The organism is Demequina litoralis, assembly GCF_030418455.1.
GTDB lineage: Bacteria > Actinomycetota > Actinomycetes > Actinomycetales > Demequinaceae > Demequina > Demequina litoralis.
Map to the genome: position 1 here is coordinate 72,494 of NZ_JAUHPW010000012.1, position 26,190 is coordinate 98,683.

At 71.9% G+C, this 26,190-nt stretch carries 16 protein-coding genes; 8 read left to right on the forward strand and 8 right to left on the reverse strand.

From position 1 onward, the window contains the following. Positions 1 to 5: 5 nt before the first annotated feature. Both QQX09_RS13495 and QQX09_RS13500 read right to left on the reverse strand, forming a co-directional pair. Positions 6 to 3,581 carry a glycosyl hydrolase 115 family protein gene (locus tag QQX09_RS13495; RefSeq protein WP_301135679.1) on the reverse strand — a complete coding sequence of 1,192 codons (3,576 nt, stop codon included), beginning with the start codon at positions 3,579 to 3,581 and terminating at the stop codon, positions 6 to 8. Beyond that, the gene (locus QQX09_RS13500; protein WP_301135682.1) at positions 3,578 to 4,564 is read right to left on the reverse strand and encodes a LacI family DNA-binding transcriptional regulator; all 987 of its coding nucleotides are present in this window, start codon (positions 4,562 to 4,564) and stop codon (positions 3,578 to 3,580) included. Before QQX09_RS13500 ends, QQX09_RS13495 begins: the two co-directional genes overlap by 4 nt. Positions 4,565 to 4,799: 235 nt before the next feature. Between QQX09_RS13500 and uxuA the strand changes: the two genes are divergently transcribed. Together uxuA and manD are read left to right on the forward strand one after the other, a co-directional pair. Further along, a complete protein-coding gene (uxuA, locus tag QQX09_RS13505; RefSeq protein WP_301135685.1) occupies positions 4,800 to 6,014 on the forward strand; it encodes a mannonate dehydratase in 1,215 nt (404 codons plus the stop codon). Continuing rightward, a complete protein-coding gene (gene manD / locus QQX09_RS13510) occupies positions 6,011 to 7,219 on the forward strand; it encodes a D-mannonate dehydratase ManD (protein ID WP_301135688.1) in 1,209 nt (402 codons plus the stop codon). The genes uxuA and manD overlap by 4 nt, the downstream gene beginning before the upstream one ends. 89 nt (positions 7,220 to 7,308) lie before the next feature. Here the strand turns inward: manD and QQX09_RS13515 are convergent, their stop codons facing one another. After that, positions 7,309 to 8,856, reverse strand: coding sequence for a mannitol dehydrogenase family protein (locus tag QQX09_RS13515; RefSeq protein ID WP_301135691.1), 1,548 nt, complete (start codon positions 8,854 to 8,856; stop codon positions 7,309 to 7,311). Between the two features lie 18 nt (positions 8,857 to 8,874). Next, positions 8,875 to 9,852 (reverse strand): LacI family DNA-binding transcriptional regulator, encoded by a 978-nt coding sequence (locus tag QQX09_RS13520; protein WP_301135693.1) that lies wholly within the window; start codon positions 9,850 to 9,852, stop codon positions 8,875 to 8,877. Positions 9,853 to 10,070: 218 nt separating this feature from the next. Here QQX09_RS13520 and uxaC point away from each other — a divergent pair, with 218 nt between their 5' ends. Genes uxaC through QQX09_RS13540 form a run of 4 tightly spaced genes read left to right on the forward strand, consistent with a single transcriptional unit; the run spans position 10,071 to position 14,744 of the window. Beyond that, a complete protein-coding gene (gene uxaC, locus QQX09_RS13525) occupies positions 10,071 to 11,504 on the forward strand; it encodes a glucuronate isomerase (RefSeq protein WP_301135717.1) in 1,434 nt (477 codons plus the stop codon). Positions 11,505 to 11,543: 39 nt separating this feature from the next. Then, positions 11,544 to 12,986 carry a Gfo/Idh/MocA family protein gene (locus tag QQX09_RS13530; RefSeq protein WP_301135719.1) on the forward strand — a complete coding sequence of 481 codons (1,443 nt, stop codon included), beginning with the start codon at positions 11,544 to 11,546 and terminating at the stop codon, positions 12,984 to 12,986. Further along, on the forward strand, positions 12,983 to 13,639 hold the full coding sequence (gene eda / locus QQX09_RS13535) for a bifunctional 4-hydroxy-2-oxoglutarate aldolase/2-dehydro-3-deoxy-phosphogluconate aldolase (RefSeq protein WP_301135695.1): 657 nt from the start codon (positions 12,983 to 12,985) through the stop codon (positions 13,637 to 13,639). The genes QQX09_RS13530 and eda overlap by 4 nt, the downstream gene beginning before the upstream one ends. A 1-nt stretch (position 13,640) precedes the next feature. Next, entirely contained in the window at positions 13,641 to 14,744 is a 1,104-nt protein-coding gene (locus QQX09_RS13540; protein ID WP_301135698.1) for a sugar kinase, read from the forward strand. A gap of 271 nt (positions 14,745 to 15,015) precedes the next feature. Here QQX09_RS13540 and QQX09_RS13545 read toward each other — a convergent pair whose 3' ends face one another. Genes QQX09_RS13545 through QQX09_RS13560 form a run of 4 tightly spaced genes read right to left on the reverse strand, consistent with a single transcriptional unit; the run spans position 15,016 to position 19,399 of the window. Further along, positions 15,016 to 15,942 carry a carbohydrate ABC transporter permease gene (locus QQX09_RS13545; protein WP_301135700.1) on the reverse strand — a complete coding sequence of 309 codons (927 nt, stop codon included), beginning with the start codon at positions 15,940 to 15,942 and terminating at the stop codon, positions 15,016 to 15,018. A 5-nt stretch (positions 15,943 to 15,947) separates the two neighbouring features. Next, positions 15,948 to 16,916 carry a carbohydrate ABC transporter permease gene (locus tag QQX09_RS13550; RefSeq protein ID WP_301135702.1) on the reverse strand — a complete coding sequence of 323 codons (969 nt, stop codon included), beginning with the start codon at positions 16,914 to 16,916 and terminating at the stop codon, positions 15,948 to 15,950. An 8-nt stretch (positions 16,917 to 16,924) separates the two neighbouring features. Continuing rightward, positions 16,925 to 18,280, reverse strand: coding sequence for an ABC transporter substrate-binding protein (locus QQX09_RS13555; RefSeq protein ID WP_301135708.1), 1,356 nt, complete (start codon positions 18,278 to 18,280; stop codon positions 16,925 to 16,927). Between the two features lie 45 nt (positions 18,281 to 18,325). Next, positions 18,326 to 19,399: a LacI family DNA-binding transcriptional regulator gene (locus QQX09_RS13560; protein ID WP_301135710.1), complete on the reverse strand. Its 1,074-nt coding sequence runs from the start codon at positions 19,397 to 19,399 to the stop codon at positions 18,326 to 18,328. Positions 19,400 to 19,919: 520 nt separating this feature from the next. On the opposite strand from QQX09_RS13560, the gene QQX09_RS13565 reads away from it, so the two are divergent. Both QQX09_RS13565 and QQX09_RS13570 read left to right on the forward strand, forming a co-directional pair. After that, positions 19,920 to 20,936: a LacI family DNA-binding transcriptional regulator gene (locus QQX09_RS13565; RefSeq protein ID WP_301135712.1), complete on the forward strand. Its 1,017-nt coding sequence runs from the start codon at positions 19,920 to 19,922 to the stop codon at positions 20,934 to 20,936. A gap of 271 nt (positions 20,937 to 21,207) precedes the next feature. After that, positions 21,208 to 26,190: Ig-like domain-containing protein (locus tag QQX09_RS13570; protein WP_301135714.1), on the forward strand; the 4,983-nt coding region annotated here is incomplete at its 3' end.

Genomic DNA, 26,190 nt, shown 5'->3' on the forward strand with positions numbered 1-26,190 from the left:
CGGGTTCAGCGCGCGATCGCGTCCTCGGGCCACTCGGCGTCGATCGGCGGCAGCTCGTCGCCCTGCGTGAGGTAGAGGCGCGCGACCCGCAGGCCCGCCTCGTGCGCGAGCACGGACAGCGTGTGCTCGCCCGCCGCGATCTCCAGGTCCGACAGGTGCGCCCACGTCCACACCTGCTGCGTGCCGAACGTGTAGAGGCGGCCCTTGCAGAACTGCTCCTCGAGCGGCTGCGGTGTGCCGTCGAGCGCGAGGAAGCAGCCGTCGTCGTCGTGGCTGTCGCACTTGGTGAGCATCCACACGCGGTAGCGGCCGGGCGTCTCGACGCGGACGCGCACGTGCATGCCGGGCGCCTCGGCCGGGTCCGTCCAGCGGCGGAAGGGCGCGTCGACGTGCATCGCGAGGCCGGTGCGACCATCCGTCTCGGCGTTCGTGTGGCGCCATGCGACGGACGGCGCGTCGAGGCTCGCCGTCACGTAGCCGTCGGGTGAGCCGAGCAGCGCGCGCTCGGCGCGGATCGCGAGCACGCCGGGGCGGTGTTCGCCGATCGCGCCCGCAGGGATCGCGGCGCGCACGTCCTTGCGGCCGTCCGGACCGGCCCCGTGGCGGGGCGCGCCCAGCACGGGCTGGGGGATGCGTCGCGGCACGCGGAACGTGGGATTGCCGTCCCAGTGGTGCGAGTCGGCGTAGACGGCGGGATGCGGCTCGATGTCCACCGGCGTCACGCGGTAGACGTCGCGTGCGACCACGTCGAGGCCCGCGAGGTCGATCGCCAGCGGGTCAGGATCGGCCGCCGGGACGGGCGTGCCCGCGCCCGGCGACGGCAGGGGTCCCAGCGCGCTGCCGCGCCGGGCTGCCGTGTAGATGACGGCCTTCGACAGCGCGACGTGCCGGTCGACCACGTGCAGGCGGAGCGTGTGCGGGCCGGCCTCGAGGAACGGCAGGCGCAGCTCGAGGCGTTCGACGTTCTCCAGCACCACCTGGTACCAGTCGCCGCGCTTCTCGTCGGTGGTGGGCGACTCGACCACGACCGGGGCGTGGTCGTCGACGGACACCGCGAGGCGGATGCGACCGGTCGAGTCGAGCGTGGGGAAGCGGTGCAGCTCGAGGAGGTGCGCGCCGGGCGTGCGGAGGTGCACGTCGAACTCGAGCGCCGCACCCGGGGCCTCCGGGGTCGCCGCTCCCACCGCGGTCGTGAGGGCGTTGCCGAACCGCCCGACCACGGGCACCGTCCCCCAGCCGCTCGTCGCGTGCGACGCGATCCGCGAGGGCGCGTCGGCCAGCAGCGACACGGTGCCGTCGGACTCCACGCGGTCGCCGGGCCGCGCGTCCGCGCGGGCCTCGGCCACGACGTCGACGACGACCTCGCACCCCGGCCCGGTCACGGTCAGGGTGCCGGTGCGTCCGGCCGCCGCCGCATCGTCCACCCGGACGGTCAGGCGGCGCTCCGCTCCCACCGTGCCGCCGCGGGCCTCGACGGCGATCCACGGGTCGCCGTCGATGGAGAAGTCGACGTCGTCGGCGCCGGTCGAGAACACCTCGAGCCACTTGGGGGCGCCGTCGGGCGACAGGACGATGCGCGGGCGGGCGACGGGCGCATCGTCGCCCCACACGGTGACGCCGAGGGTGGACGCGCCGATCTCGAGCGCGGGCCGGGCGGCAGGGAAGAGCGCGGTGGTGGGCGGCGCGAAGTTCTCGGGGTTGAGGATCCCGTCCCACCTCCCGTCGCTCATCACGGTGTTGTAGTGGCGGATCATCGCGCGCTTGTGGCCGTCGAGCGTGCGGGCGATCTCGAGGAACCGGTCGGCCGCGCGCATCTTGCCCTGGTCGTACGCGAGCAGCGAGCGGTCCGCGTACGCGAAGCTCGCGGAGGCCAGGTAGGACGCGTGCACCTTCATCCCCATGAGCTGGAAGAAGGCGTCGCGCTCGGCCTCGGGCAGGGCCGCCATCACGGCGTTGACGCGGTCGTACAGGTCGCGCATCGTCGCGAGCCGGCGGCCGGCCTCGTCCCCGTACGCGGTGTGCGAGAACGACCGCGTGTGGAGGTGCTCGATCTTGCGCTGGTTGGCCTCCTGGGCCCACGCGTCGTAGATCGCGGCGACCTCGGACCCGTGGCTGCCGGAGAAGTTCTGGTCGATCCACCCGGCGGTGAACGCGGTGACGTCGGCCGTGGTGGACTCCTTGCCCACCTCCCACGCGTAGCGGAGGAAGAACTCGGTGTCCTGCTCGAGCGGCTTGAGCGAGCCGATGTTGTCGATCCACAGGGTGCGGATGCCGTGGTCCCACGCCTTGCCCAGCTCCAGCTTCATGTGCGCGAGCGGCGTGGAGCCGATGAACAGGTAGGAGCGCGGCGGCTCCGACCAGTACGACGAGTGGTAGTACAGCCCCTGGCCGCCGGGGCGCGCGGCCTCCTCATCGGTGGGGAAGCGGCGGATGTAGCCGAAGTTGTCGTCCGCCCAGATGATCGTGACGTCCTCGGGGATCGCCATGCCGGCGTCGTAGAGGCCCAGGACCTCCTTGTACGGCACGAAGGTCGACAGCCGCGTGCCGTCGTTGGGGCCGAGCGCGCCGTCGAGCATGCCGCGCTGGTCGGCGATGATCTGGCCGAGCAGGTCCATCTTGGCCCGGTCGCGAGCGCCGGGGGACAGGGACGGGTCGTCGTCGATGCGCGAGGTGACGAAGCCGGAGTCGTGGATGCCGCGCATGCCGACGGTCCAGCCCATCTCGTACTCGCGGTTCTGGTCGATGCCGCCGCGCCAGTAGTCCTGGAGCAGCTCGCGGTTGCGGCCCGGGATCGAGTAGTCGTACTCGACGTCCTCGCCGACCGACTCGACCCACGGGCGCCACTCGTTCTCGTTCGAGCGGGACAGCATGTCGCAGTGGGACGTGCCGACGACGATGCCCATGTCCTGGGCCAGACGGCCGTTGCGGGGGTCGCCGTTGAAGTGGTTGACGTGCATCGCGGGCCAGATGTGGTTGGCGCGCAGGCGCAGCAGCAGCTCGAAGACGCGCGCATACAGCTCGGGCCCGATGGTGCCGTCCGCGGTGTGGGCGCGGGCCCAGGCCTCGAGCGCCTCCTCGTCGTTGATGAAGATGCCGCGGTAGCGCACCGAGGGATGCTCGCAGGCGAGCGTGCCGGTCGCGACACGCACCTCGTCGCGCGTGCGCACCGGCACGTCCGCGAACCAGCGCCAGGGGGACACGCCCATGGCGGCGCACAGGTCGTAGACGCCGTAGATCGCGCCGCGGCGGTCGGTGCCGACGATCCACAGCCGGTCGTCGGCGGCGTGCAGGACGTAGCCCTCCCACCGCGGGCGGCCGTCCTCGTCGAGCAGGCCCGAGGTGTCGACGCCGGCCGCGTGCGCCTCGGCGGCGAGGGGCGAGCCGAGCGTGGCGACCACGATGCGCGCGTCCGCGATGCCGCCGGCCACGGTGGTCGCGGCGCCGGCGACGTCGGTCAGGTCGGCGGCGAGGTCGCCGACGGCGCGCAGCAGCGCCCCGTCCTCGCGCGGGTCCACCGCGATCGCGGCCTTCCCGCCGCGGCGCGCGAGCAGCACGCCGCCCTCGTTCACCAGGTAGCTCATGCCTTCACCTCTCCGGTCGAGTCGCGGACGATCAGGGTCGAGGGGAGCAGCACGGACGGGTCGCGGTCGTCCGACGCGCCCCTCCGGTCGAGCGTGCGCAGCAGCATGTCCGCCGCCATCGAGCCCATGCGCTCCTTGGGCACGGCGATGGTGGTGAGGTGCGGCGAGCACATCGACGCCATCGCGATGTCGTCGTGGCCCACCACGCTGAGGTCGTGCGGCACGCGCACGCCGCGCGCCGCGAGCCGGTCGAGCACGCCGATCGCGATGAGGTCGTTGAAGGCGATCACCGCGGTCGCGCCCGTGGTGAGCACCAGGTCCGCGGCGAGCACCCCCGAGTGGAACGTCGGCGTCGCGGCGGGCACGTGCACGATCTCGATTCCCAGCCCCGTCGCGGACGCGAGGCCCTCGCGACGGCGGTGGTCGGACCACGAGCCGTGCGGGCCCGTGACGTAGGCGACGCGCGTGTGCCCGAGCGCTCCCAGGTGCTGCAGGGCCTGGGCGATGCCCGAGGCGGCGTCGGAGATCACGGCGGGCAGGCCGGGCACCTCGCGGTTGACCACGACCGTCGGGCCGCCCGCGGCGAGCGCCGCGAGCTCCTCGTCCGAGCCGCGCGGCGACACGAGCAGCAGGCCGTCCGTGGTCGCCCGCAGCGAGGCGATCGCCTCGCGCTCGCGGGCCACGTCCTCGTCCGTGTCGGACACGAAGATGGGGAGCGCGCCGGCCCGGGCCCGCGACGAGGCGCCCTTGATGATCTCCGAGAAGTAGGGGTTGCCCAGGTCGGGGACCAGGAGGCCGATGGTGCCGGTGCGGCCGGTGATGAGCTCGCGCGCCGCGCGGTTGGGGCGGTAGCCCAGCTCCTCCGCGACGCGGACGATGGTCGCGCGGGTCGCATCGTTCACGGGGCCGCCGCCGAGGGCGCGCGAGACGGTGGACGGCGACACGCCTGCGGCGCGTGCGACGTCGGTGATGGTCGCGCTCACGTCAGCTCCTTCGATGGCACGGGCGGGATGCTCTCGACAGTAGCGCCGCACTCGCGTCGCTGCAAATTCACTGCAAACGATGTCACCCGGCTTTTCTCCGTTCACACGGCCGCGCGAGCGGGGTGATCGGGCGTCGCTTTGACACACATTGCAAACGATGCCAACATGGCCGGAGATGCCGCCCGGCCCGTCGCCGCCGGCGCGGGACGACCCTCGAGGGAGAGGTGCGACGCGCATGGAGCACACGTGGCGCTGGTTCGGCCCGGCCGACACGATCACGCTCGCGCAGGTCCGCCAGACCGGTGCCACCGGGGTGGTGACCGCGGTCCACGAGATCCCCAACGGCGAGGTCTGGCCGGTCGAGGCGATCGCCGCTCGCAGGGCCGAGATCGAGGCCGCCGGCCTCACATGGTCCGTCGTCGAGTCGATCCCGGTCCACGAGGACGTCAAGAGCGGCGAGCGCGGCGCGGACCGCCACGTCGAGGCGTGGGCGCAGACGGTCCGCAACCTCGGCGCGTGCGGCATCGACACGGTCTGCTACAACTTCATGCCGGTCCTCGACTGGACCCGCACGGACCTCGCGTACGTGCTGCCGGACGGCTCGTGGGCGCTGCGCTTCGACCACGTCGACCTCGCCGTCTTCGACGTGCACCTGCTCCGCCGTCCCGGTGCGGAGGCCGACCACGCGGAGGCGGACCTCGCCGCGGCGCAGGCCCGCCACGCGGCGATGTCCCAGGACGAGCGCGACCGCCTGGTCCGGACCGTCATCGCGGGGCTGCCCGGCGCCGAGGAGTCCTACACGCTCGCGTCGCTGCGCGAGGACCTGCGCCGCTACGACGGCGTCTCCGCCGACGACCTGCGCACCCACCTGCGCGGCTTCGTCGCGGCGGTCGCCCCGGCGGCCGAGGAGGCGGGCGTGCGCCTCGCGATCCACCCCGACGACCCGCCGATGCCGCTGCTCGGCCTCCCGCGCGTGATGTCCACGGCGGACGATGCGCGGTGGCTGCTCGACGCGGTCCGGTCGCCCGCGAACGGGCTCACCTTCTGCACCGGCTCGTACGGCGTGCGCGAGGACAACGACCTGGTCGCCATGGCACGGGAGCTCGCCGCGCGGATCCACTTCGTGCATCTGCGCGCGACCAGGCGCGAGGCCGACCCCCGCAGCTTCCACGAGGCCGTCCACATCGACGGCGACGTCGACATGGTCGCCGTCATCCGCGAGCTGCTCCTCGAGGAGCGTCGGCGCGCGCGAGAGGGCGGGCCGCGCCTGCCGATGCGACCCGACCACGGCCACCGGATCCTCACCGACCAGGAGCCCGGCCGCCCCACCAACCCCGGGTACACGCTGCTCGGCCGCATGAAGGGCCTCGCCGAGCTGCGGGGCGTCGAGACCGCGGTGCGTGCGCTCCTGCCCGACCCCACCCCGATCACCGAAGGGACCCTGCAGTGACCACCATCGAGCGGGCCGAGGTGCTGATCACCAGCCCCGGCCGCAACTTCGTCACCCTGCGCATCACCACCTCGGACGGCGTGACCGGCCTCGGCGACGCGACCCTCAACGGCCGCGAGCTCGCGGTCGCGAGCTACCTCGAGGACCACATCGTCCCGCTGCTCATCGGGCGCGACCCCGCGCGCATCGAGGACATGTGGCAGTACCTCTACCGGGGCGCCTACTGGCGCCGCGGCCCCGTGACGATGACCGCGATCGCCGCGGTCGACACCGCGCTGTGGGACATCAAGGGCAAGGTCGCGGGCCTGCCCGTCTACCAGCTGCTCGGCGGGCGCTCGCGCGACGGCGTGCTCGTGTACACCCACGCCTCGGGCTCGGACACCGAGGCGCTGCTCGACGACGTCGCGCGCGCCCAGGACCTCGGCTACCAGGCGATCCGCGCCCAGGCCGCGGTCCCCGGCATCGCGGGCACCTACGGCGTGAAGAAGAACGGGAGGTACGAGCCCGCCAACTCGTCGCTGCCCGAGGAGCAGCCGTGGTCCACCGAGGACTACCTGCGCTTCGCGCCCACGTATCTGCGGGCGGTGCGCGAGCGGTTCGGCTTCGACTTCCACCTGCTCCACGACGTCCACCACCGCCTCACCCCCATCGAGGCGGCGCGCTTCGGCAAGGAGGTCGAGGACGTCCGCCTCTTCTGGATGGAGGATCCGACGCCGGCCGAGAGCCAGGACGCGTTCCGGCTCATCCGCGAGCACACCACCACCCCGGTCGCGGTGGGCGAGGCGCTCACCAGCATCTGGGACGTCCAGCACCTCATCACGGCGCAGCTCATCGACTACGTGCGCACCACCGTGGTGCATGCAGGCGGCATCACGCACCTGCGCCGCATCTTCGACCTCGCGGCGCTCTACCAGGTGCGTTCCGGCTCGCACGGCGCCTCGGACCTGTCGCCGGTGTGCCAGGCGGCGGCGATCCACCTCGACACCGCGATCCCCAACTTCGGCATCCAGGAGCACATGGGCTATCCCGAGCAGGTGTCCGAGGTGTTCCGCACGGGGGTCACCTACGCCGACGGCCACCTCCACGTCTCCGACGCGCCCGGCCTGGGCGTGGAGTACGACGACGAGGCCGCCGCGCGCTTCCCCTACAGCCCCAAGTACCTGCCCGTCGCGCGCCGCCTGGACGGCTCCGTCCACGACTGGTGACGCGCATCGTCCGCTGAGGCGACGACGGCCCGGATCCCCCCTCGGGATCCGGGCCGTCGCCGCATGCGTGCGGCGCTGCGCGCATCGTCTCAGCGCGCGGTCGCGGCGCCGATGCCGGAGAGCTCCGAGACTCCCGAGCGCACGGCCGTACGCCAGCGGTCGTCGCCCGCGAGCGCGGCGGGGAAGACCCCTGAGCGGTCGAGCATGCGGTCGGCGAGGCCGTCGATCGAACCTGCGGCCGCCTGCCCCAGGGCCTGCGCGGCCGGGTCGTCGAGCCCCACCGGCGAGCCCGCCACCTCGAGGGAGCCCGCGGCGGCGGCGTGGACGAAGAGCATCCACGCCGCGACGGCACGTGCGACCGCCTCGGGCGCCTGCCCCACGGCGAGGCGGTCACGCGCGATGCCGAGGAGCCGGATCGGCAGCTTCTGCGAGCCGTCCATCGCGACCTGCACCGTGGTGTGGCCGATCGCGGCGTTGGCGAAGCGCTCGAGGACCGAGTCGCGGTAGGCCTCGAGGTCGATCTCGGAGCCCGCGCCGAGCGACGGGATCGAGTCCTCGTCGAGCATGGTGCGCGCGAGCCCGTACAGGAGGGGGTCGGCGACCGCCTCCGCGATGGTCGCGTGGCCGCGGAGGGCACCGGCGTAGGCGAGCAACGAGTGGGTGCCGTTGAGCAGGCGCAGCTTCGCGTGCTCGTATGGCGCCACGTCGGACGTGAAGGTGGCCCCGGCGAGCTCCCATGCGGGTCGGGGGCCGGCGAACCGATCCTCGATCACCCACTGGCGGAACGGCTCGGCGACGACGAGGCCCGCGTCGGTGGCGCCGAGCACGCGCTCGGCGGCACGACGGTGCGCGTCCGCGGTCGCGGGGACGATGCGGTCCACCATCGTCGCCGGGAAGGTCACCCGGGCACGGATCCAGTCGAGCAGCTCGCCCGCGCCCGCGGCGGGGCAGGCCCCGACGAGCGCATGCACGAGGCGCTCGACCTGCGGGCCGTTGTCCATGAGGTTGTCGCAGACGACGACCGTGAGGGCGTCGCCCCCGGCACGCCAGCGGCGCGCCAGCGCGCGCACCAGCAGGCCGACAGCGCTGCGCGAGGGCTCGTCGTCGTCGGTGGCGGCACGGTCGATCTCGCGCGCGAGCACCGCGAGGTCGAAGGACAGCGCGGGATCCGCCAGGTCCGGGCCGCCGTCGGCGGCCCGCCGGTAGCCCTTCTCGGTCACGGTGAGCGAGACGATGTGCGTGGCCGGCGCCGCGATCGTCGCGAGCACGCGTGCGGTCTCCTCCGCCGGGTACGCGACGTCGCGGATGCTGCCGATCAGCTCGAGCGGCGGCGCGCCGCCGCCGCGGTCGGAGAGCTCGAGCACGCCGTAGAGGCCGTCCTGCGGCAGGAGCTGGTCGCGCACCGTGGCCGAGCGCTGCGTCACGCCCAGGATGCCCCACCGGTCGTCGCCGGTCGCCTCGATGGCCCGCTCCGTGAAGACCGCCTGATGTGCACGGTGGAACGCTCCGATGCCGAGATGCACGATGCCCGTGGACAACGCGGTCGTCGCGGAGGCCGGCAGCCGGACCGCCGGGTCGAGACCGGCATCCGCGAGCGTGGCGAGCGTCGCGCGGGAGAGCCGGGGGAGCGTGGTCATGAGGGTCCTCTCGGAGGGTCAGGGGGACTCGTGGGCCGGCGCGGTGGACTCGCGCACGACGAGCTCGACTGGCAGCGGTGCCGTCGTCGGCGTCGTGCCGTCCTCCGCGAGCGCGGCGTCGAGCATGGTCACCGCCTCGTGGCCTGCGCGGGTGAGCGGCAGCGACACGGTGGTGAGCATCGGGGTCACGTACGTGGCCGTCGGGATGTCGTCGAAGCCGACGACGGAGATGTCCTCGGGGACGCGCACGCCGCGCGCACGCAGCCGGCTCATGACGCCGAGCGCCACGAGGTCGTTGTAGCAGAGGACCGCCGTCGCACCGGACTCGAGCACCAGGTCGGTCGCGGCGAAGCCCGCCGGGTAGACGGGCCGGTGATGGCCGATGTCGACCACGCGGATGCCCTCCACCTCGCCCAGCACCGTGCGGCGCTGCGCCTCCGACCAGGAGGTCGCGGGCCCGCCGATGTACGCGACGGTGCGGTGCCTCAGGGCGCGCAGGTGCAGCAGCGCCTGCCGGATGCCGCTCGCGACGTCGAACGTGACGGACGGGATCCCCTCGACCTCCCGGTTGACGAGCACGATCGGCCCCTGGGTGGCGCACTCCTGGACGAGAGCGGCCGGCATGCGTGGCGAGCACAGCACGAGTCCGTCGACGCTCGTCTGGAGGTCGCGGACGAGCTCGTGCTCGATGCGGGGGTCCTCATCGGTATCGGCGACGAGGACGGCGTTGCGCGTGCCGCGGGCCTGAGCCTGAACGCCCTTCGCGACCGTCGCGAAGAACGGGTTCGACAGGTCCGGCACGACCAGCCCGAGATGCCGGCTCCGGCCCGAGGCCAGCGCCTGCGCGGACCTGTTGGGCTGGTAGCCGAGCTGCTCGGCGGCCTCGAGCACCTTGGTGCGTCGCGTGGCGGAGACCGTGTCCGGAGCGCTGAGGGCGCGGGAGGCGGTGGCGGGGGAGACCCCCGCGGCGATCGCGACGTCGCGCAGTGTCGCCATGGGACCTCCTTGCCGTCGACGATGCGGTGATTGCGGTTTCAGGATTTCACGAGATTGCCGTGAGTGTCGACCCGGTACGCGCCTCATGATGCCACAAGATCCTGCCGCGGCAAGCGAGAAGTTGCCTCGCGGCGGCGTGCGTGACATAGTGGTGCGCAGATTTGAAAGCGCATTCATTGCGTTTCATTCAGACCGTCGACAAGGAGGTCCAGGTGACGATGTCGCCAGCGCTGCCCCGCGTGCTCCATGAGGACCGGCTGCTGCCGTCCCAGCCTGCGGAGCGTCCGATCGCCCGCGAGATCTACTCGGCGGTGCGCGACCTGCCGATCGTGTCGATGCATGGGCATGTCGACGCGGCGATGCTTGCGGCCGACAAGCCGTTCGAGGACCCTGCGAGCCTGCTGGTGGTGCCCGACCACTACCTCGTCCGCATGCTCGTGTCGCAGGGGGTGCCGCACGACTCGCTCGGCGTGCCGCGCCGCGACGGCGGCCCCGTCGAGACCGACCCGCGGGAGATCTGGCGCGCCTTCGCATCACACTGGAAGCTGTTCCGTGGCACGCCGACGCGCATGTGGATGGAGCACGTGCTCGAGGCGGTGCTCGGCGTGTCGTCCGCCCTGAGCGCGGACACCGCCGACGAGATCTACGACGCGATCGCCGGGCGCCTGGCAGAGCCGGCCTTCCGTCCGCTCGCGCTGCTCGACCGGCTCAAGATCGAGATCCTCGCGACGACGGACGGTGCGGACGACCCGCTCGCGAGCCACGCGGACCTCGCGGGACGCGGCTACGGCGAGCGCGTGGTCCCCACGCTCCGGCCGGACGCCGTCACCAACGTCGACGCGCCCGGGTGGCGCGAGAGCGTCGCGGGCATGGGTGCACGTGCCGGCATCGACGTCGTCGACTACCGCAGCTACATCGCGGCGATCGAGAGCCGGCGTGCCGCCTTCCTCGCCGCCGGCGCCAGGGCGACCGACCACGGCCAGCTCTACGCGGACACCGAGGTGCTCGACGAGGCCGACGCCGACCGGATCTTCCGCGCCGCGCTGCGCGGCGAGGTCGACGCCGTGTCCGCGCGGGCCTTCGCCGGGCACATGCTCACCGAGATGGCGCGCATGGCGAGCGAGGACGGCATGGTGATGCAGCTGCACCCCGGCGTCCTGCGCAACTACGACCCGGCTGTCGCGACCCACCGCGGCAACGACGTCGGCTACGACATCCCCGTCCGCATCGACTACGTGCGCGCCCTGCGCCCGCTGCTGAGCCGCTACGGTCACCATCCCAACCTCAAGCTCGTCCTCTTCACGGTGGACGAGGACGTGTTCGGGCGGGAGCTTGCGCCCCTCGCGGGCGTGTTCCCCGCCGTGCGCCTCGGCGCGCCGTGGTGGTTCCTCGACACCCCCGACGCCATGCGGAGGTTCCGCGAGACCGTGACCGACACCGCGGGCTTCTACAACACCGCGGGCTTCGTCGACGACACCCGGGCCTACCTGTCGATCCCGGCGCGTCACGACGTCTCGCGTCGCATCGACGCGGGTCACCTCGCGCGGCTCGTCGCGGAGCACAGGCTGCCGCTCGACGAGGCCGTCGAGACGGCCGTGGACCTCGCCTACACGATTCCGCGCGAGCTCTACCGACCGTTGCGCCGGGGCTGACGCGAGCCGGCAGAGAGCGGATACGACGACGTGACCGAGGTGACGGACCAGAACCCGACCGCGCCGCGTGCGCGCGCGGGAGCGGGCGGGCCGAGCCCGCTCGTGGTCCCTCGCTTCGCCGAGCCCGAGCCTGATGCGCCGCGTCGTCGCTACGCGGTCGCCGGCACCGGCCATCGGGCCGGTATGTACGTCGACGCCCTGAACGGGCCTCACCGCGACGTCGGCGAGATCGTCGCCTGGCTCGACCGCAATCCCGGACGCATCGACTACTACGACGCATCGCTCGGACGGGCGCAAGGGCTCGACGGCCCTGCCGGGCTGCCGCGCTACGGCGCCGACGGACTCGAGCGGATGATCGCCGAGAACGCCGTCGACGCCGTCATCGTCACCACCATCGACTCGACGCACGCCGAGCTCGTCGACCGCGCGCTGCGCGCCGGCGCCGACGTCGTCGTCGAGAAGCCGCTCACCACCACCGCTGAGGGCTGCCGGCGCATCGTCCACGCCGTCGCGGACACGGGCCGCGACGTGGTCATGACCTTCAACTACCGTTACGCGCCACGGAACTCCTCGCTGCGCGAGGTGATCCGCTCCGGTGCGATCGGCGACGTCACGTCGATCCACTTCGAGTGGGCGCTCGACACCGTTCACGGCGCCGACTACTTCCGACGCTGGCACCGCGACAAGGAGAGCTCCGGCGGCCTGGCGGTCCACAAGTCGAGCCACCACCTCGACCTCGTCAACTACTGGATCGGCGACGTTCCCACGCGTGTGTACGCGCGCGGCGGGCTGAAGTTCTACGGGGCCGAGAATGCGAAGGCGCGCGGCCTGTGGCCGCGCCCCGAGCGCGGCACCGGCTCCCGGAACGACCCGTTCTCGCTCGACCTCCACGACGACCCGCGCCTCGCCGCGCTCTACCTCGAGCCGGAGACGCACGACGGCTACCGCCGCGACGGGGACCCCTTCGCCGAGGGCATCACCATCGAGGACAACCTGGCTCTCGTCGTCGACTACCGCGGCGGTGCGGTCCTCACGTACTCGCTCAACGCCCACAGCCCGTGGGAGGGCTACAAGGTGACCGTCAACGGCACCGAGGGTCGCGCCGAGCTCGAGGTGATCGAGCGCGGCGCGGTCATCCGCGACGAGAACGGACGCGCCGTGCTGGACCCGTCCGCGACCCCGGAGGCTCTCGGCCGTTCCGCGTTGCGCCCGGAGGGCGAGCGCCTCGTCGTGCAGCGCCATTGGGAGGTCGCACGCGAGATCGAGATCCCCGAGGGCCTCGGGGGCCACGGCGGGGGCGACGCGATCCTGCTCATGGACGTCCTGCGACGCCACCTGCGGACAGGCGACGACCCGCTCGGCCGCGCCGCCGGCTACCGCGACGGCCTCCGCGCGGTCGCGGTCGGCATCGCCGCGAACATCTCGCTCACGACCGGACAGGCCGTGGACATCTCAACCCTCGACCTTGGGGAGGACCTATGACCGCCACCACACCCGCGAGCCTCGACGTGCTCGCCGCCCTGGGAGCCGCGCGCCTCGTGCCCGTGGTCGTCCTCGACGACGCGAAGGATGCCGACGGCCTCGCAGGCGCGCTCGTGGCGGGCGGCCTGCCCGTGGCCGAGGTGACGTTCCGCACGGCAGCGGCCGAGGAGTCGATCCGGATCATGGCGGCCCGGGGCGACGTGCTCGTGGGCGCGGGCACGGTTCTCACCGTCGACCAGGTCGACCGTGCCGTCGACGCTGGCGCGTCCTATGTGGTGTCGCCGGGCCTGTCCCGCGCGGTGGTCGAGCGCTGCCAGGAGCACGGTGTGGCCGTCCTGCCCGGCGCGGTCACCGCGACCGAGGTGCAGGCCGCGCTCGAGCTGGGCCTGACCACCGTGAAGTTCTTCCCGGCGGGCACGTCGGGTGGCGCCAAGGCGATCGCGGCGCTCGCGGCGCCCTTCGGAGGGGTGTCGTTCGTGCCCACCGGCGGGATCGGACCCGCGAACCTGCACGAGTACCTCGCGCTGCCGAGCGTGCATGCCGTCGGCGGATCGTGGATGGTGCCTCGCGACCTGGTGGCGGCGGGGGAGTTCGACAAGGTGGCCGCGCTCGTGGCCGAGGCCGTCGCCCTGGCGGCGGGGAAGGAGGCCTGACGTGGCCGTTCTCGAAGTCCGTCCCGCGCAGGAGTGCCGCTACGACGCGGTGTCGCTGGGCGAGGTGATGCTGCGCCTGGATCCCGGTGAGGGCCGCATCCGCACCGCGCGGCGGTTCGATGCCTGGGAGGGTGGCGGCGAGTACAACGTGTCGCGCGGGCTGTCGCGCGCGTTCGGCTATCGCACCGCCGTCGTGACGGCGCTGGCGGACAACGAGGTCGGCCGCCTGGTCGAGGGCCTCATCCTCGCCGGCGGCGTCGACACGCAGCACATCCGGTGGATGCCGTACGACGGCATCGGCCGTACAGTGCGCAACGGGCTGAACTTCACCGAGCGCGGCTTCGGCGTGCGCGGCGCGGTGGGGGTGTCCGACCGCGGCCTTACCGCGGCCTCGCAGCTCGCGCCCGCGGACGTCGACTGGGACCACCTGTTCGGTGAACTCGGCGTCCGCTGGCTGCATACCGGCGGCATCTACGCGGCGCTGTCCGACACCGCCGCGGAGACCGTGATCGCCGCCGTGGAGGCCGCGCATCGTCACGGCACCGTCGTGTCGTACGACCTCAACTACCGCCCCTCGCTGTGGAAGGCGATCGGCGGCATCGACAAGGCCCAGGAGGTCAACCGGGCGATCGCGCCGCACGTCGACGTGATGATCGGCAACGAGGAGGACTTCACCGCGTCCCTGGGCTTCGAGGTCCCCGGCGTGGACGAGTCGCTCGCCGAGCTCGACGTGGCCGGCTTCCAGGCCATGATCGGCAACGTCGCGGCCGCGTACCCGAACTTCAAGGTCATCGCGACGACGATGCGCACCGTGCGGTCCGCGACCGTCAACGACTGGGGCGCCCTGGCCTGGTCGCCCGCCTCCGGCGTGGTGCGCGCCACCCAGCGCGACGGGCTCGAGATCCTCGACCGCGTGGGCGGCGGCGACTCCTTCGCCTCGGGTCTCATCCACGGGCTCATCGAGGGCACGGACCTCCAGGCCGCTGTCGACTACGGCGCCGCCCACGGCGCCCTCGCCATGACCACCCCCGGCGACACCACCATGGCCACCAAGGCCGAGGTCTACAAGCTCGCAGGCGGCGGCGGCGCACGCGTCGACCGCTGACCCGATCCGCTTCGAAGCCCTCGCTGGATCCGTCCGGCGGGGGCTTCGGCGTGTCCGGGGCCCCGCCACCGGCACCCGCCGCCGTCACCCCTCCGCAACCGGCGCATGAGCGCGGGCACGATGCGCATCGTCCCTGGTCGCCCCGAGCGCGGTCGCGCCCGAACGCCGGTCGCCGCGACGGTGTCGGGAGCGGGGCTGAGGGGCCCAGGAACGCCGAAGGGCCGGTCCGCGATCGCGAACCGGCCCTTCGGAGAGGAGGAGAGCTGAGCCGTCAGCCCTTCACGCCCGAGCTCACGGCGGAGCCCATGAAGCGCTTCTGAGCGAACAGGAAGATGAACACCACGGGCAGCAGGTAGAGCAGCGCGCCGGCGGCCTGGATGGTCGGCAGGCCGTTGCCCAGCGGGTCCAGGTATCCGGAGGCCGTCGCCACGGACAACGTGGTGTTGTCGTAGTTCAGCAGCAGCGCGGGACCCAGGTAGTCCGCCCATGCCCACACGAAGGACAGGATGAGCGAGGTGATGAGCACCGGCTTGGCCAGCGGCAGGAACACGCGCAGGTAGATGCGGATCCACCCGCAGCCGTCGATGATCGCCGCCTCCTCGAGGTCCAGCGGGATGGCCGCGAAGAACTGCTTGAAGAGGAAGATCAGGTACGGCGTGCCCGCGAGGCCCCAGAGGACCCACGGCCAGTAGGTGCCCACGAGGCCCATGCGGGCGAAGAGCATGTACGTGGGGATGAGCAGCGCGACGTGGGGGATCATCATCGTCGCGAGCAGCAGCGTGAACAGCGGCTTCTGTCCCCGGCCGCGGAGTCGCGCGAACGCGAAGCCCACGGTGGCGCTCGTCGCGGTCGTGAGCGTGCTCATGATCGTCGACAGGATCAGCGAGTTCAGCGTGAACTTGCCGAAGTTGATGCGCGTGACCGCCTCGTAGAAGTTCTGGAACGTCGGCTGGACGTCGAGGAGGCCCGCGGCGCCCTGCGAGAACTGCGCGGGGGTCGCGATCGCGGCCAGCCCCAGCCACGCGAGCGGGATGAGGAACACGGTCGCGGCGATGATCGCGATGAGGTAGGTCCCGAACGTCGCCGGGGGGCCCGTCGGCGGCTCCTTGGGCTTGCGGGTGCGCCTGCGCGACTTGGGCTCGGGCTTCTCGTCGTGCGCGATCGGGATGCGGATCTCGGAGTCGATGGTGGTGGCCATGGTGCTCACCCCTTGTCGGTGTCGGTGCCGGACTCGACCTGGTAGAAGACGAAGCGCTTGGAGAGCCGCTGCAGCACCAGGGTGAGCGTGAGGATGATGATGAAGAACAGCCAGAGCATCGCCGAGCCGTAGCCGAACCGCTGGTTGTAGAAGAACTCGTTGTAGACGTCCACCATGAGCAGCGTCGTGCTGCTGGGGACGCTGGCCGAGGTCGCGATCGAGCTGGTCTCCGCGAGCAGCATCGGCTGCACGAGGATCTGGAGGGATCCGATGACGCCGGTGATGACCTGGAAGTACAGGACCGGCGAGATCAGCGGGAGGATGATGCTCCGCACGATGCGCCAGTACGAGGCGCCGTCGATGCGGGCCGCCTCCTCGATCTCGACGGGCACGTCCTGGAGCGCCGCGAGGATGATGATCATGCCGCCGCCGACGCCCCAGAGCATCATGAGGATGAGCACGTAGAACGCGTACGGATCCGCGAGCCACGTGATCTTGGCGTCGGTGAAGAAGCCCATGATGTAGTTGAGCAGGCCCGCATCGCGGTTGAAGATGAGGCGGAACATGATCGCGGTCGCCACGACGGGCACCACGGACGGCAGGAAGAAGATCGCACGCCACACGCCACGCGCCTTGAGGCGTCGATTGACGAGGAGGGCGAGCGCCGTGCCGAGCGCAACCGTGAGGGGCACGACGACGGCGGCGAAGACCACCGAGCGGCCCATCGATGCGAGCGCGCCCGGGTCGGCGGTCAGCACCTCGATGTAGTTGCGGAAGCCGACCCAGCGCCACAGGGGCGAGTAGCCGTCGTAGTTCGTCAGGCTGACGCCGAAGGTGTAGACCACCGGCATCAGCGTCAGCACCAGGAACCCGAGGATCCAGGGCGACGCGAACAGGTAGAACGTGGAGGTGCGGTAACGGCGCCAGCCGCGGCCGCGGGACGAACCCGCGACCGCGACCGGAGCTTCTGTCATGGTGGACATTATCCGAGCTGGTCCTTGCCCTGGGCGAGGAGGGTGTTGATCTGGTCCTCGATGGACTTCGCGACATCCTCGACCGAGGCGCCGCCGTCGATGCCCTTCATGAGCTCGGCGTCGACAACCTGGTCCCACTGGTTGTTGGTCATGTAGATCGAGTCCGGCAGCGGCTGCACGTAGTCGGTCTCGGCGAGCGCGGCCTCCTTGGCCTGCTCCTGGAACGGCTGCTCGCTGGGGAGGAGGTCCCACAGCGACTCGAGGGCGGGAAGGCCCCAGCCGGTCGCGGCACGCTGCTCGGCGGGGGTGCTGCTCACGAAGTACTCGAGCACCTCCCAGGCGGCGTCCTTGTTCTTGGCGGTGGCCGGGATGTACGCGCCCACGCCGCCGAAGATCGGGCTGATGCGCTCGCCGAAGGTCGGCGCGGGCGCCATCGAGGCGGTCTCGGCGACCGCGGCCGCCTCGTCGCTCTGGAGGTTGCCGCCGAACCAGTAGCCGTCCATCGTCATCGCCATCTCGCCAGCGACGAAGGTGGGGGCGTCCTGGCCGTCGGGCAGCGGGTTGCCGGTGGTGATGCCGACGCCCGACTGGCCGTAGTCGATGAGCCACTGGAGCGCGCGCTCGGCCTCGGGGGTCTCGAGGTCGACGGTCGCCATGTCCTCGGAGTAGACCGCGCCGCCCTGCTGGAGCACCATCGTCATGAGCAGGTTCGACAGGCCCCACTGCCACTCGATGCCGAGCGGGTACTTGACGCCGGCCTCCTTGAGCGCCTTCGCCTTCTCGAGGACCTCGTCCCAGCTCGCGGGCTCGGTGAGGTCGAGCGGGTCGACGCCGGTGCCCTCGAAGAGCGCCTCGTTCTGCCAGATCGTGGTGTCCGGGCTCCAGTCCTTGAGGAGGCCGTAGTACTCGCCCTCGCCGCGGGTGGTGCCGTCGAAGCGCCACGCGTCGTTCGCCGACACCAGGTCGTCCGCGGTGACGACGTCGCTGTTCGCGATGTAGTCGTCGAGCGGGGTGGCCTGGCCCTTGGCGAAGAGGTTCGCGTTCGGACCGCCGCGCACGAGGTCGGGGGCGTCGCCCGCGGTGAGCATCGCGTTGAGGCGGGTCGCGTCGTACTCGATGAAGTTGATGTCGATGTTCGGGTTCTCGGACTCGAACTCGGCGATCATGTCCTCGGTGAAGTCCGAGGAGCCGTACATCACCGTCACGGTCACCGGGTCCTCGGCGGTGCCGAGGCTGCCGCCCGCGCTGGCACCGGCCTCGGAGCCGCCGCCCGAGCTGCAGCTCGCGAGCACCATCGCGGTGCCGGCGATCGCGAGGCTGCCGGTAGCGAGCCGGAACCGGCGGCTCGAGAAGAGGTTGGACATCGGTGTCCCCTTTCGGTGGTGGGTTCTCTCAGGTGGTGCGAGGAGTCAGGACTCGCCGCGTGTCGAGCCCCGCACCACAAGCTGCGCGGGGTGGGTGGTGTGGGTGATCTGGTCAGCAGGCTGCTCCAGCAGCAGGCGGACCATCTCGCGGCCGATCGCCGCGAACGGCTGCCGGAGCGTGGTGAGCGGCGGATCGAGGGTAGCCGCCAGGCCGGAGTCGTCGAAGCCGACGACCGAGACGTCGTGGGGGACCGACCGCCCGGCCGCGCGCAGCGCGTCGATCGCGCCGGCGGCCATGGAGTCGTTGGACGCGAAGACGGCGTCCAGGGAGGGATCGGCGGCGAGCAGCGCCTCGGCGCCCGCCCGACCGCTGTCGCGCGTCCAGTCGCCCTCGATCACGCGTCCCATGTCGCGGGGGAGGTGGGCGGCGTCCAGCGCCTCGAGGTAGCCCTCCAGGCGGTCGACCGCACCGCCGACGCCGAGCGGGCCGGTGATGATGCCGATGCGCGAACGGCCCTCGGCGGCCAGCAGCGCGGTGGCCTCCCGGCCGCCCGTGCGGTCGTCCGCGGACGAGCTGCTCACCTGCGACTCCCAGGCCATGGGCCGACCGCAGCACACCGTGCGCACGCCCGCCGCGGCGAGGTGGCCGATGAGCGGGTCGCCGACCCGCGAGGCCAGCAGCATGACGCCGTGCACCGAACCGCCCCGCACGAACTCGAGGGCGGCTGCGCGCTCCGCGGCGTTGCACGCGGTCATGAGCACGAGCGACATGCCGCGCTCGAGGAGAGCGTTCGAGATGTCGCTCATCAGCATGGAGTAGATGCGCGAGTTGAAGAGGTCCTCGTGGCTCGCGGTGAGGAGGAACACCACGGTGGTCGCACGGCCCGAGGCCAGCGAGCGGGCCTCGCGGTTGGGGCTGTAGCCCGTGGTGTCGATGGCCTGGCGGATCGCGGTGGCGCTGTCCGCGCCCACCCACTTCTGTCCGTTGAGGTAGCGCGACACGGTCCCGCGGGAGACCCCTGCGACCTGGGCGACCTCGCGGATGGTGGGGCGGCCGGAGGCGCCGACGATCCGCGTGACCGTCGGTTGGGGCTGCTCGCCCGTCACCTGGTTGTGCATCGTTGCCTCCACCGTTCCGGCCTCTCCACTGAGTAACCGGTTTCTCACTTCCGTGTGCCTCGCACGCTAATCCCGGGCGGCCGGGATGTCAACCGGCGCGGCGCGTGTTACCGAATCGATACCCGGCGCGCGAGGCCGCCGCGTCGCGGCGCCCGGCGCCTCGAGCTCGCGCTAGTAGCGGTATTTACCTGGGGCGATGCGTGCGTTCGGGCGGAGCGTGCGGCCCACTCTGCGTGTACGAAGGTCTGGAGGCGGGGCCGTGTCGACCCCGTCGGAGCGGGGTGCGGGTGCACGATCCGGGCTCCGCGGCCGAAGGTCGGCGACCAGGGCTACAGACGGGGAAACCGGGCTCCCGCGCGTTTCCCGCAGCGGGCGCCGTACGTCGACCTCCCTACGCCTCGGGCCCGAGCCATCTCCGCGTGGAAGGCGGCCCGCCTGAGGCGTGGGAAACCGATTCCGGGCTATAGTCCGAGCGAGAGCGCGCACAGGCGCGCCGGAGAACGGTGGGGCAACGAGGCACATGGCGAGACGTCCGGGACGCACGCGTCCGAGCGCGGGAGCGACGATCAGCGACGTGGCGGAGGCCGCGGGCGTGTCGCGTGCGACCGTGTCGCGTGTGATGAACGGTCGCCCCACGGTGAGCCCAGAGATCGCGGCGCGGGTGCGGCAGGTGGTCGAGGAGCTCGGCTACAACCCCAGCCGCGTCGCGCAGTCGTTGTCGCTCGGCAAGACCCTCACCGTCGGCGTCATCGTCCCGGACCTCGGGAACCCGACCTTCCAGCAGATCCTCCACGGCGTGAACCAGGCCGCCGCGACGGCCGGCTACCGCGTGCTGGTCGCCGACTCCGCGGAGAGCGCGCAGGACGAGCCGCCGCTCGTGGAGGACGTCAGGCGCCGTACCGACGCCGTGATCGTCTGCTCGCCGCGCATGCGCACCGACGAGCTCGAGGCACTGCTGCCGCGCGTCCAGCCCGCGGTCCTCATCAACCGCGACGAGCCGCTGCCCGCGACCCGCGTCGTGGTCGACTCCGCGAGCGGCGTCGCCTCGATGTGCAGGCACCTCATCCGTCTGGGCCACCGCCGCATCCTCCATCTCGATGGGCCGATCGGGTCCAACGCCCAGGCGGCACGCATGCGCGGGCTCACGCTGATCGCCGAGGAGAACCCCGACATCGAGCTGCTGCGGATGCCGGGCGGGTCCTCGATGGACGCCGGCTACGAGGCCTTCGACGCGGTGATGAGCACAGGGGCGACCGCCGTGCTGGGCTTCAACGACCTCGTCTCGCTCGGCCTGCTGGGAGCGGCACGCGAGCGAGGGGTGGTCGTGCCCGACGAGCTCTCGGTCGCGGGCTTCGACGACATCCCGTTCGCGCGTTTCTCCACGCCGCCGCTCACCACGATGAGCGTGGACCTCGAGGCCGTCGGCGAGGCAGCCTGGCGAGCGCTCGAGGACCGGCTCCGCAGCGTCGTGGACGCGGATCTGCGCGTGTTCACGCCCGCGCTCGTGCAGCGCGCGAGCGTCGGCCTCGCGCCCTGACGCGCCCCGCGACCTCCTGAGGCGCGACCGCGCGGGCGGCCGTTGCATCGTCCCTTCCTGAAGCGTGAGAGCTGCCCACGCTCATCGCGCACACCTGTGAGCGGTCCCCCTTCGATCCGCCCGGATACCTGCCCGAATTGTGCGACACGCCCGGAACGCCCCGGCGGGGAACCGGTTTCTTGACATGGCGTCATCCGTCCGTAATGCTGACCACGATCGCCGGCGATCCTCCGCCCGCGACCCAGAAGCTGTGGACACGATGAGGTGGAAGATGACGGTCAAGGGCGACCTTCGGCACAAGACCATCGGTGCGATCTCCTTGGCGGCGATCGCGCTCTCGACGCTGGCGGTGAGCGCACCGGCCGCGGCCGCGGAGGTGCCGACGGGGGGCTCCAGCCCCGTCTCCTTCGACTTCTCGGACGGGCTGTCCGGGTGGGACGCCACCGGGCTGGCGAGCGCGCAGGGCACGGGCGGTCACGACGGCGGCGCATACGCCGCCCTCACGCCAGGCACCTCCCTGACCGCGACGCTCACCGGGCTCCCGCAGGGCAGCTACACGCTCGACCTGCGCCTGCGGGGCGGCGCGAGCGACAACAACGCCAAGGTGGTCGTGTCCGAGGCGGGCGGCCCCGACTCGGTCGTGCTGCTCGACAGCGCCCTCGACGGCGCGGACACGTGGTCCCGCACCGCGCACCGCAACGTCCTTGTCTACAACGGCCAGGCCACGGTGACGATCACCGCGGGCTCCTCCGCCCTCGACATCGACGACCTGGTGCTGTCGCTCGATGCGGCGGACGGCTCGCTCGCCAACTGGGGCTTCGAGGACGGCCTCACCGGCTGGACCGCGTCCGGCCCGGCGAGCGTGAGCTCGACCGACGCCGACACGGGCGAGGCCGCCGTGCGGCTCGAGGCCGGCGCCGAGGTCTCGCAGACCGTCGCCGTCGAGCCGAGCACCCGGTACGCCGTGACGATGCGCGCGAAGGTCGACCGCGCGGACACCTTCGAGACCACGGGGCACGAGAGCTGGCGCGGGCGCGACGGCGAGACCGTCGCGCGCACGTCGCTCGGCGACCGGGTCAACCTGGGCGTGCGCACCGTCGACGGCATGGTGCTCCGGCAGGCGCCGTCGGGTACCGCCGGCTACGGGCTCGTCACGGCCACCTTCGTCACCGGCCCCGACGACCACGAGGTCGAGATCTACGCCAACACCGTCCACGACGCGGCGTACGTCGACTCCGTGACGGTGGAGACCGCCGCGGGTGCCGTGCGAGCCGACTCGTGGACCGGCAACGGCGGCGACTCCGCGTACATCGACAACCTCGACCTGTTCGTCCTCGACGACGAGAACGAGATCAAGGGCGCGGACGTGTCCTTCCTCCAGGCCGAGGAGGACCTGGGCGGTAAGTACTTCGCGAACGGCGTCCAGCAGGACGCCCTGCGCATCCTCGCCAACCGCGGCGTCAACTCCGTGACGAGCATGATCTTCGTCGACGCGGGCGAGCAGATCATCGGCTACGACAACCTGCTGCCGGTGTTCCAGAGCTGGACCGGCCCCGACGGCCAGCCGTACCCGAAGCAGATGATCCAGGGCGGCTACTGGGACGAGGAGCACACGCAGGAGCTCGCCGTCCGGGCCACGGAGCTCGGCATGAGCTACCACCCGAGCTTCCACTACAGCGACGCGTGGGTGAGCGCCGCGAAGGCCTACACGCCCTCCGTCTGGACGAACGTCGACTACGACGGCAACCGCAGCCACAGCGACCTCGCCCACCTCGAGGACGTCGTCTACACCTACGTCCACGACTTCATGACGGACCTGGTCGCGCTCGACGTCGACATCGCGGGCGTGAAGGCGGGCAACGAGCAGAACGGCGGACTGCTCTGGCCCGCGGGTCGCGGCGCCACCTCCGAGGGGCACGCGGCGATCATCACCGCGACCTACGAGGCCGTCGCCGACGTCGCGCCCGAGGTCATCACCTCGGTCCACACCAACAACGGCTACGACACGGGCGCGAGCGCGAACTTCTTCGACGGCCTCGAGGCGGCCGGCGCGCTCTTCGACGGCGAGAACTACTCGCTGTACGGCGGCCGTTCCAGCGGCAACATCATCGAGATCGGCGAGGCGATCAACGCCGACGCGGACCGCCGCTACCGCGAGTACATCGACGTCGAGGCGGGCTTCAGCTTCACCCGGTACAAGCCCACCCACGACCAGCAGACCACCCAGCTGGGCCAGTCGCAGTACTACCGCAACAGCCCCAACGGCCAGTACAACTGGCTGCTCGACTACATGCAGGCGCCGCTCGACTACCCCAACCCGTACGGCCAGAAGCGCGGCTTCTACTACTGGGAGGCCGTCTGGATCCCCACGCCCGGCGTGGGCTCGAGCGACGGCGGCACCGCCGACGTCAACAACCGCATCCTCTTCAACAACGGCGACGTCTCGATCCAGGAGATGGGCAGCGCGCAGCCGGGCAAGTCGGGCGACGCGATGGACAGCCTCTACGCGTACCTCATGCGCGGCGTGCCGAAGCAGAAGGACGCGGACGTCCAGACGCCGCTGGGCACCGACAACGGCTACGCCGACGGGGTCTACGCCGTGGACCTTGCCGAGCCGACGGGCATCTCCCTCGTCGACTCCGCGATCACGCTCGAGGCGGGCACCAAGCGGCACGTGAAGCCCGTGGTCACGCCCACCGACGCGGTGCTGACCGACAGCGTCGTCGCCTACACGAGCAGCGACGACTCGGTCGTCAAGGTCACCCACGAGGGCTTCGTGATCGGCGTGGCTCCCGGAACCGCGACCGTCACCGCGACCGATGCGGCGGGCCACTCGGCCTCGATGTCCGTCACCGTCCCCGACGTCGTCCCCGCCACGGAGATCGCGGTGACCGTCGACGGCACCGACGTCTCCGACGGCGGGACCGTGGCCGCCGAGGTCAAGGAGGGCCTCGACCTCTCCGCGACCCTCGCCGACGCCAGCCGCCAGGCGGTCGTGTACACCTCGTCGGATCCGGAGGTCGCCTCGTTCTTCGGCGAGACGCACCAGACCGTGGCCGGACGCGCGATGCAGCGCACCGACGCAGGATCGCTGGTCCAGCTCGACATCCACGCCGCCGGCACCACCACCATCACGGTGGAGTCCGTCGACGGCGGCGCGAGCGTCTCGTTCACCGTCGACGCGACCAAGGTGCCCGTCACCGCGGTCGAGCTCGACGTCGCCGAGGCGACCCTCGACACCGGTCGGACCCTGCAGCTCGAGGCGACCGTGCTCCCCGCCGACGCGAGCTTCTACCACCTCGCCTGGGAGAGCTCCGACCCCGCGCTCGCCACGGTCGACGACAGCGGCCTGGTGACCGCGGTCGCCGAGGGCGACGTGACCATCCGCGCGATCGCCGAGGACGACGACACCGTCTTCGGGGAAACGCTCATCCACGTGGTCCCCGTGCGGGCCACCGGCGTCATCCTCGACCGCGAGACCATGACGCTGCAGCTCGGCACCACCAAGGCGCTGCAGGCGCTCGTACTGCCCGAGGACACGGCGAACACCGCCGTCACGTGGGCGTCGGACGACGAGTCCGTCGCGACCGTCGACGCCGACGGCGCCGTCACCGGCGTCGCCCTAGGCCAGGCGACCGTCACCGCCACCGCCGACGACGGCGGCTTCACGGCGAGCGCCGTGGTCACGGTCCAGGAGGACGCCGTCCCCGTGACCGGCGTCGCGTTCGACCTCGACGAGCACTGGTTCCGCGCGGATGCCTTCTCCACCTACGCGCCGACGGGCCCCGTCCCGACCCTCACGGTCGAGGCGACGGTGTCGCCGGCCGACGCGACGGACGATGCGCTGACCTGGACCTCCGACGACGTGTCCGTCGCCCGCGTCAACGGTTTCGGCATCATCACGCCCGTCGGTCCGGGCGTCGCCCGGATCACCGCGGCCACCGCGGACGGCGAGCACGCGGCCACGATCCCGGTGTACGTCCCGAGCTCGAGCGACAGCTTCGAGAACATCGCCATCGGCGACGCCTGGGGCACGGGCCCGATCCCGGGCTACGGCGGCTACATGACCGGCAGCGTCCAGGCGGTCGACGGCGACCAGGTCCTGGTCGCGAGCGGCAGCGGCTCCGGTGGACGTGGCCTGCAGAAGTCCTTCGGGGACGGGCTCGTCAACGACCGCGTCGCGGTCGACTTCGACTGGAACGTCGGGGCGCCCGAGGGGTCGAAGGGCGCGTACGTCACGATCACCGACAGCTCCCAGCAGCGGTACCTCAGCATCCAGACCAACTGGAGCACCGAGCTGGTGTTCAGCAGCGGCGGCAAGTCCTCGGCGGGCACCTCCAACGACCCGTTGAGCGGCACCACGCCCGTGGGCGAGGGCTTCGACGTGAACGACACCTGGTACCGCGTGCACGCGGAGATCGACCTCCGTGCCGAGGAGACGGTGTTCACCATCACGAGCGTCGAGGACCCGACGCTGACCGCCACCCACACGGTGCCCTTCGCGGACATGGACTACACGGGCGACGTCGCGACGCTGCAGACGTGGACCACCCGCTCCGGCGCCATGACGTGGACCACGATGCTCGACGACGTCGCCGTGTACGCGGCGGCGCCCGCCCCGCGCAGCATCGAGACCAACATCGACGCGGTGCGCCTCATCCCCATCGAGGGCACGTTGGGCGCGCGCGCGCAGCTCACCGCGTCGGTCCTGCCCGCCGGGGCCTCGCAGGGCGTCGTGTGGTCGTCCGCCGACGCGTCCGTCGCGACCGTCACGGGCGACGGGCTCGTGAGCGCGACCAACCTCGTCCAGAGCCTCGGCGAGGTGGTGTCCGGCACGACCACGGTGCGCGCGACCTCGGTCGCCGACCCCGACCTCCACGTCGACGTGCCCGTCACCGTGACGGACACGATCCGCGCCTCGGAGTTCTTCTGGATCGAGGACGAGGACGGCGCGACCGTGTTCGAGGAGGGCGGCGCCGCCACGATCCTCGACATCGACGCGGGCGACCCGAAGCAGCTGATCGCGCGGCTCACCGGCGGCGACGGCGACTCCGACGTGGCCGGCATCGCGTGGGCGTCCTCGGACCCCGCCGTCGCGACGATCGACCCCGACACCGGCGCGCTCCAGGGCTGGACCGAGGGCACCACGACCCTCGCGGTCGAGGTGACGATGTACTCGGGCGATCCCAAGACCGCCGAGGTGCAGGTCCGGGTGACCGGCAACGCCGTGGTGACCTCCTCGATCGAGATCACC

Coding starts and splice junctions, on each gene's coding strand:
- QQX09_RS13495 (WP_301135679.1), bottom strand. CDS start 3,581: ATGAGCTACCTGGTGAACGAGGGCGGCGTGCTGCTCGCGCGCCGCGGC.
- uxuA (WP_301135685.1), top strand. CDS start 4,800: ATGGAGCACACGTGGCGCTGGTTCGGCCCGGCCGACACGATCACGCTC.
- QQX09_RS13515 (WP_301135691.1), bottom strand. CDS start 8,856: ATGACCACGCTCCCCCGGCTCTCCCGCGCGACGCTCGCCACGCTCGCG.
- QQX09_RS13520 (WP_301135693.1), bottom strand. CDS start 9,852: ATGGCGACACTGCGCGACGTCGCGATCGCCGCGGGGGTCTCCCCCGCC.
- uxaC (WP_301135717.1), top strand. CDS start 10,071: ATGTCGCCAGCGCTGCCCCGCGTGCTCCATGAGGACCGGCTGCTGCCG.
- eda (WP_301135695.1), top strand. CDS start 12,983: ATGACCGCCACCACACCCGCGAGCCTCGACGTGCTCGCCGCCCTGGGA.
- QQX09_RS13545 (WP_301135700.1), bottom strand. CDS start 15,942: ATGGCCACCACCATCGACTCCGAGATCCGCATCCCGATCGCGCACGAC.
- QQX09_RS13550 (WP_301135702.1), bottom strand. CDS start 16,916: ATGACAGAAGCTCCGGTCGCGGTCGCGGGTTCGTCCCGCGGCCGCGGC.
- QQX09_RS13555 (WP_301135708.1), bottom strand. CDS start 18,280: ATGTCCAACCTCTTCTCGAGCCGCCGGTTCCGGCTCGCTACCGGCAGC.
- QQX09_RS13560 (WP_301135710.1), bottom strand. CDS start 19,399: ATGCACAACCAGGTGACGGGCGAGCAGCCCCAACCGACGGTCACGCGG.
- QQX09_RS13565 (WP_301135712.1), top strand. CDS start 19,920: ATGGCGAGACGTCCGGGACGCACGCGTCCGAGCGCGGGAGCGACGATC.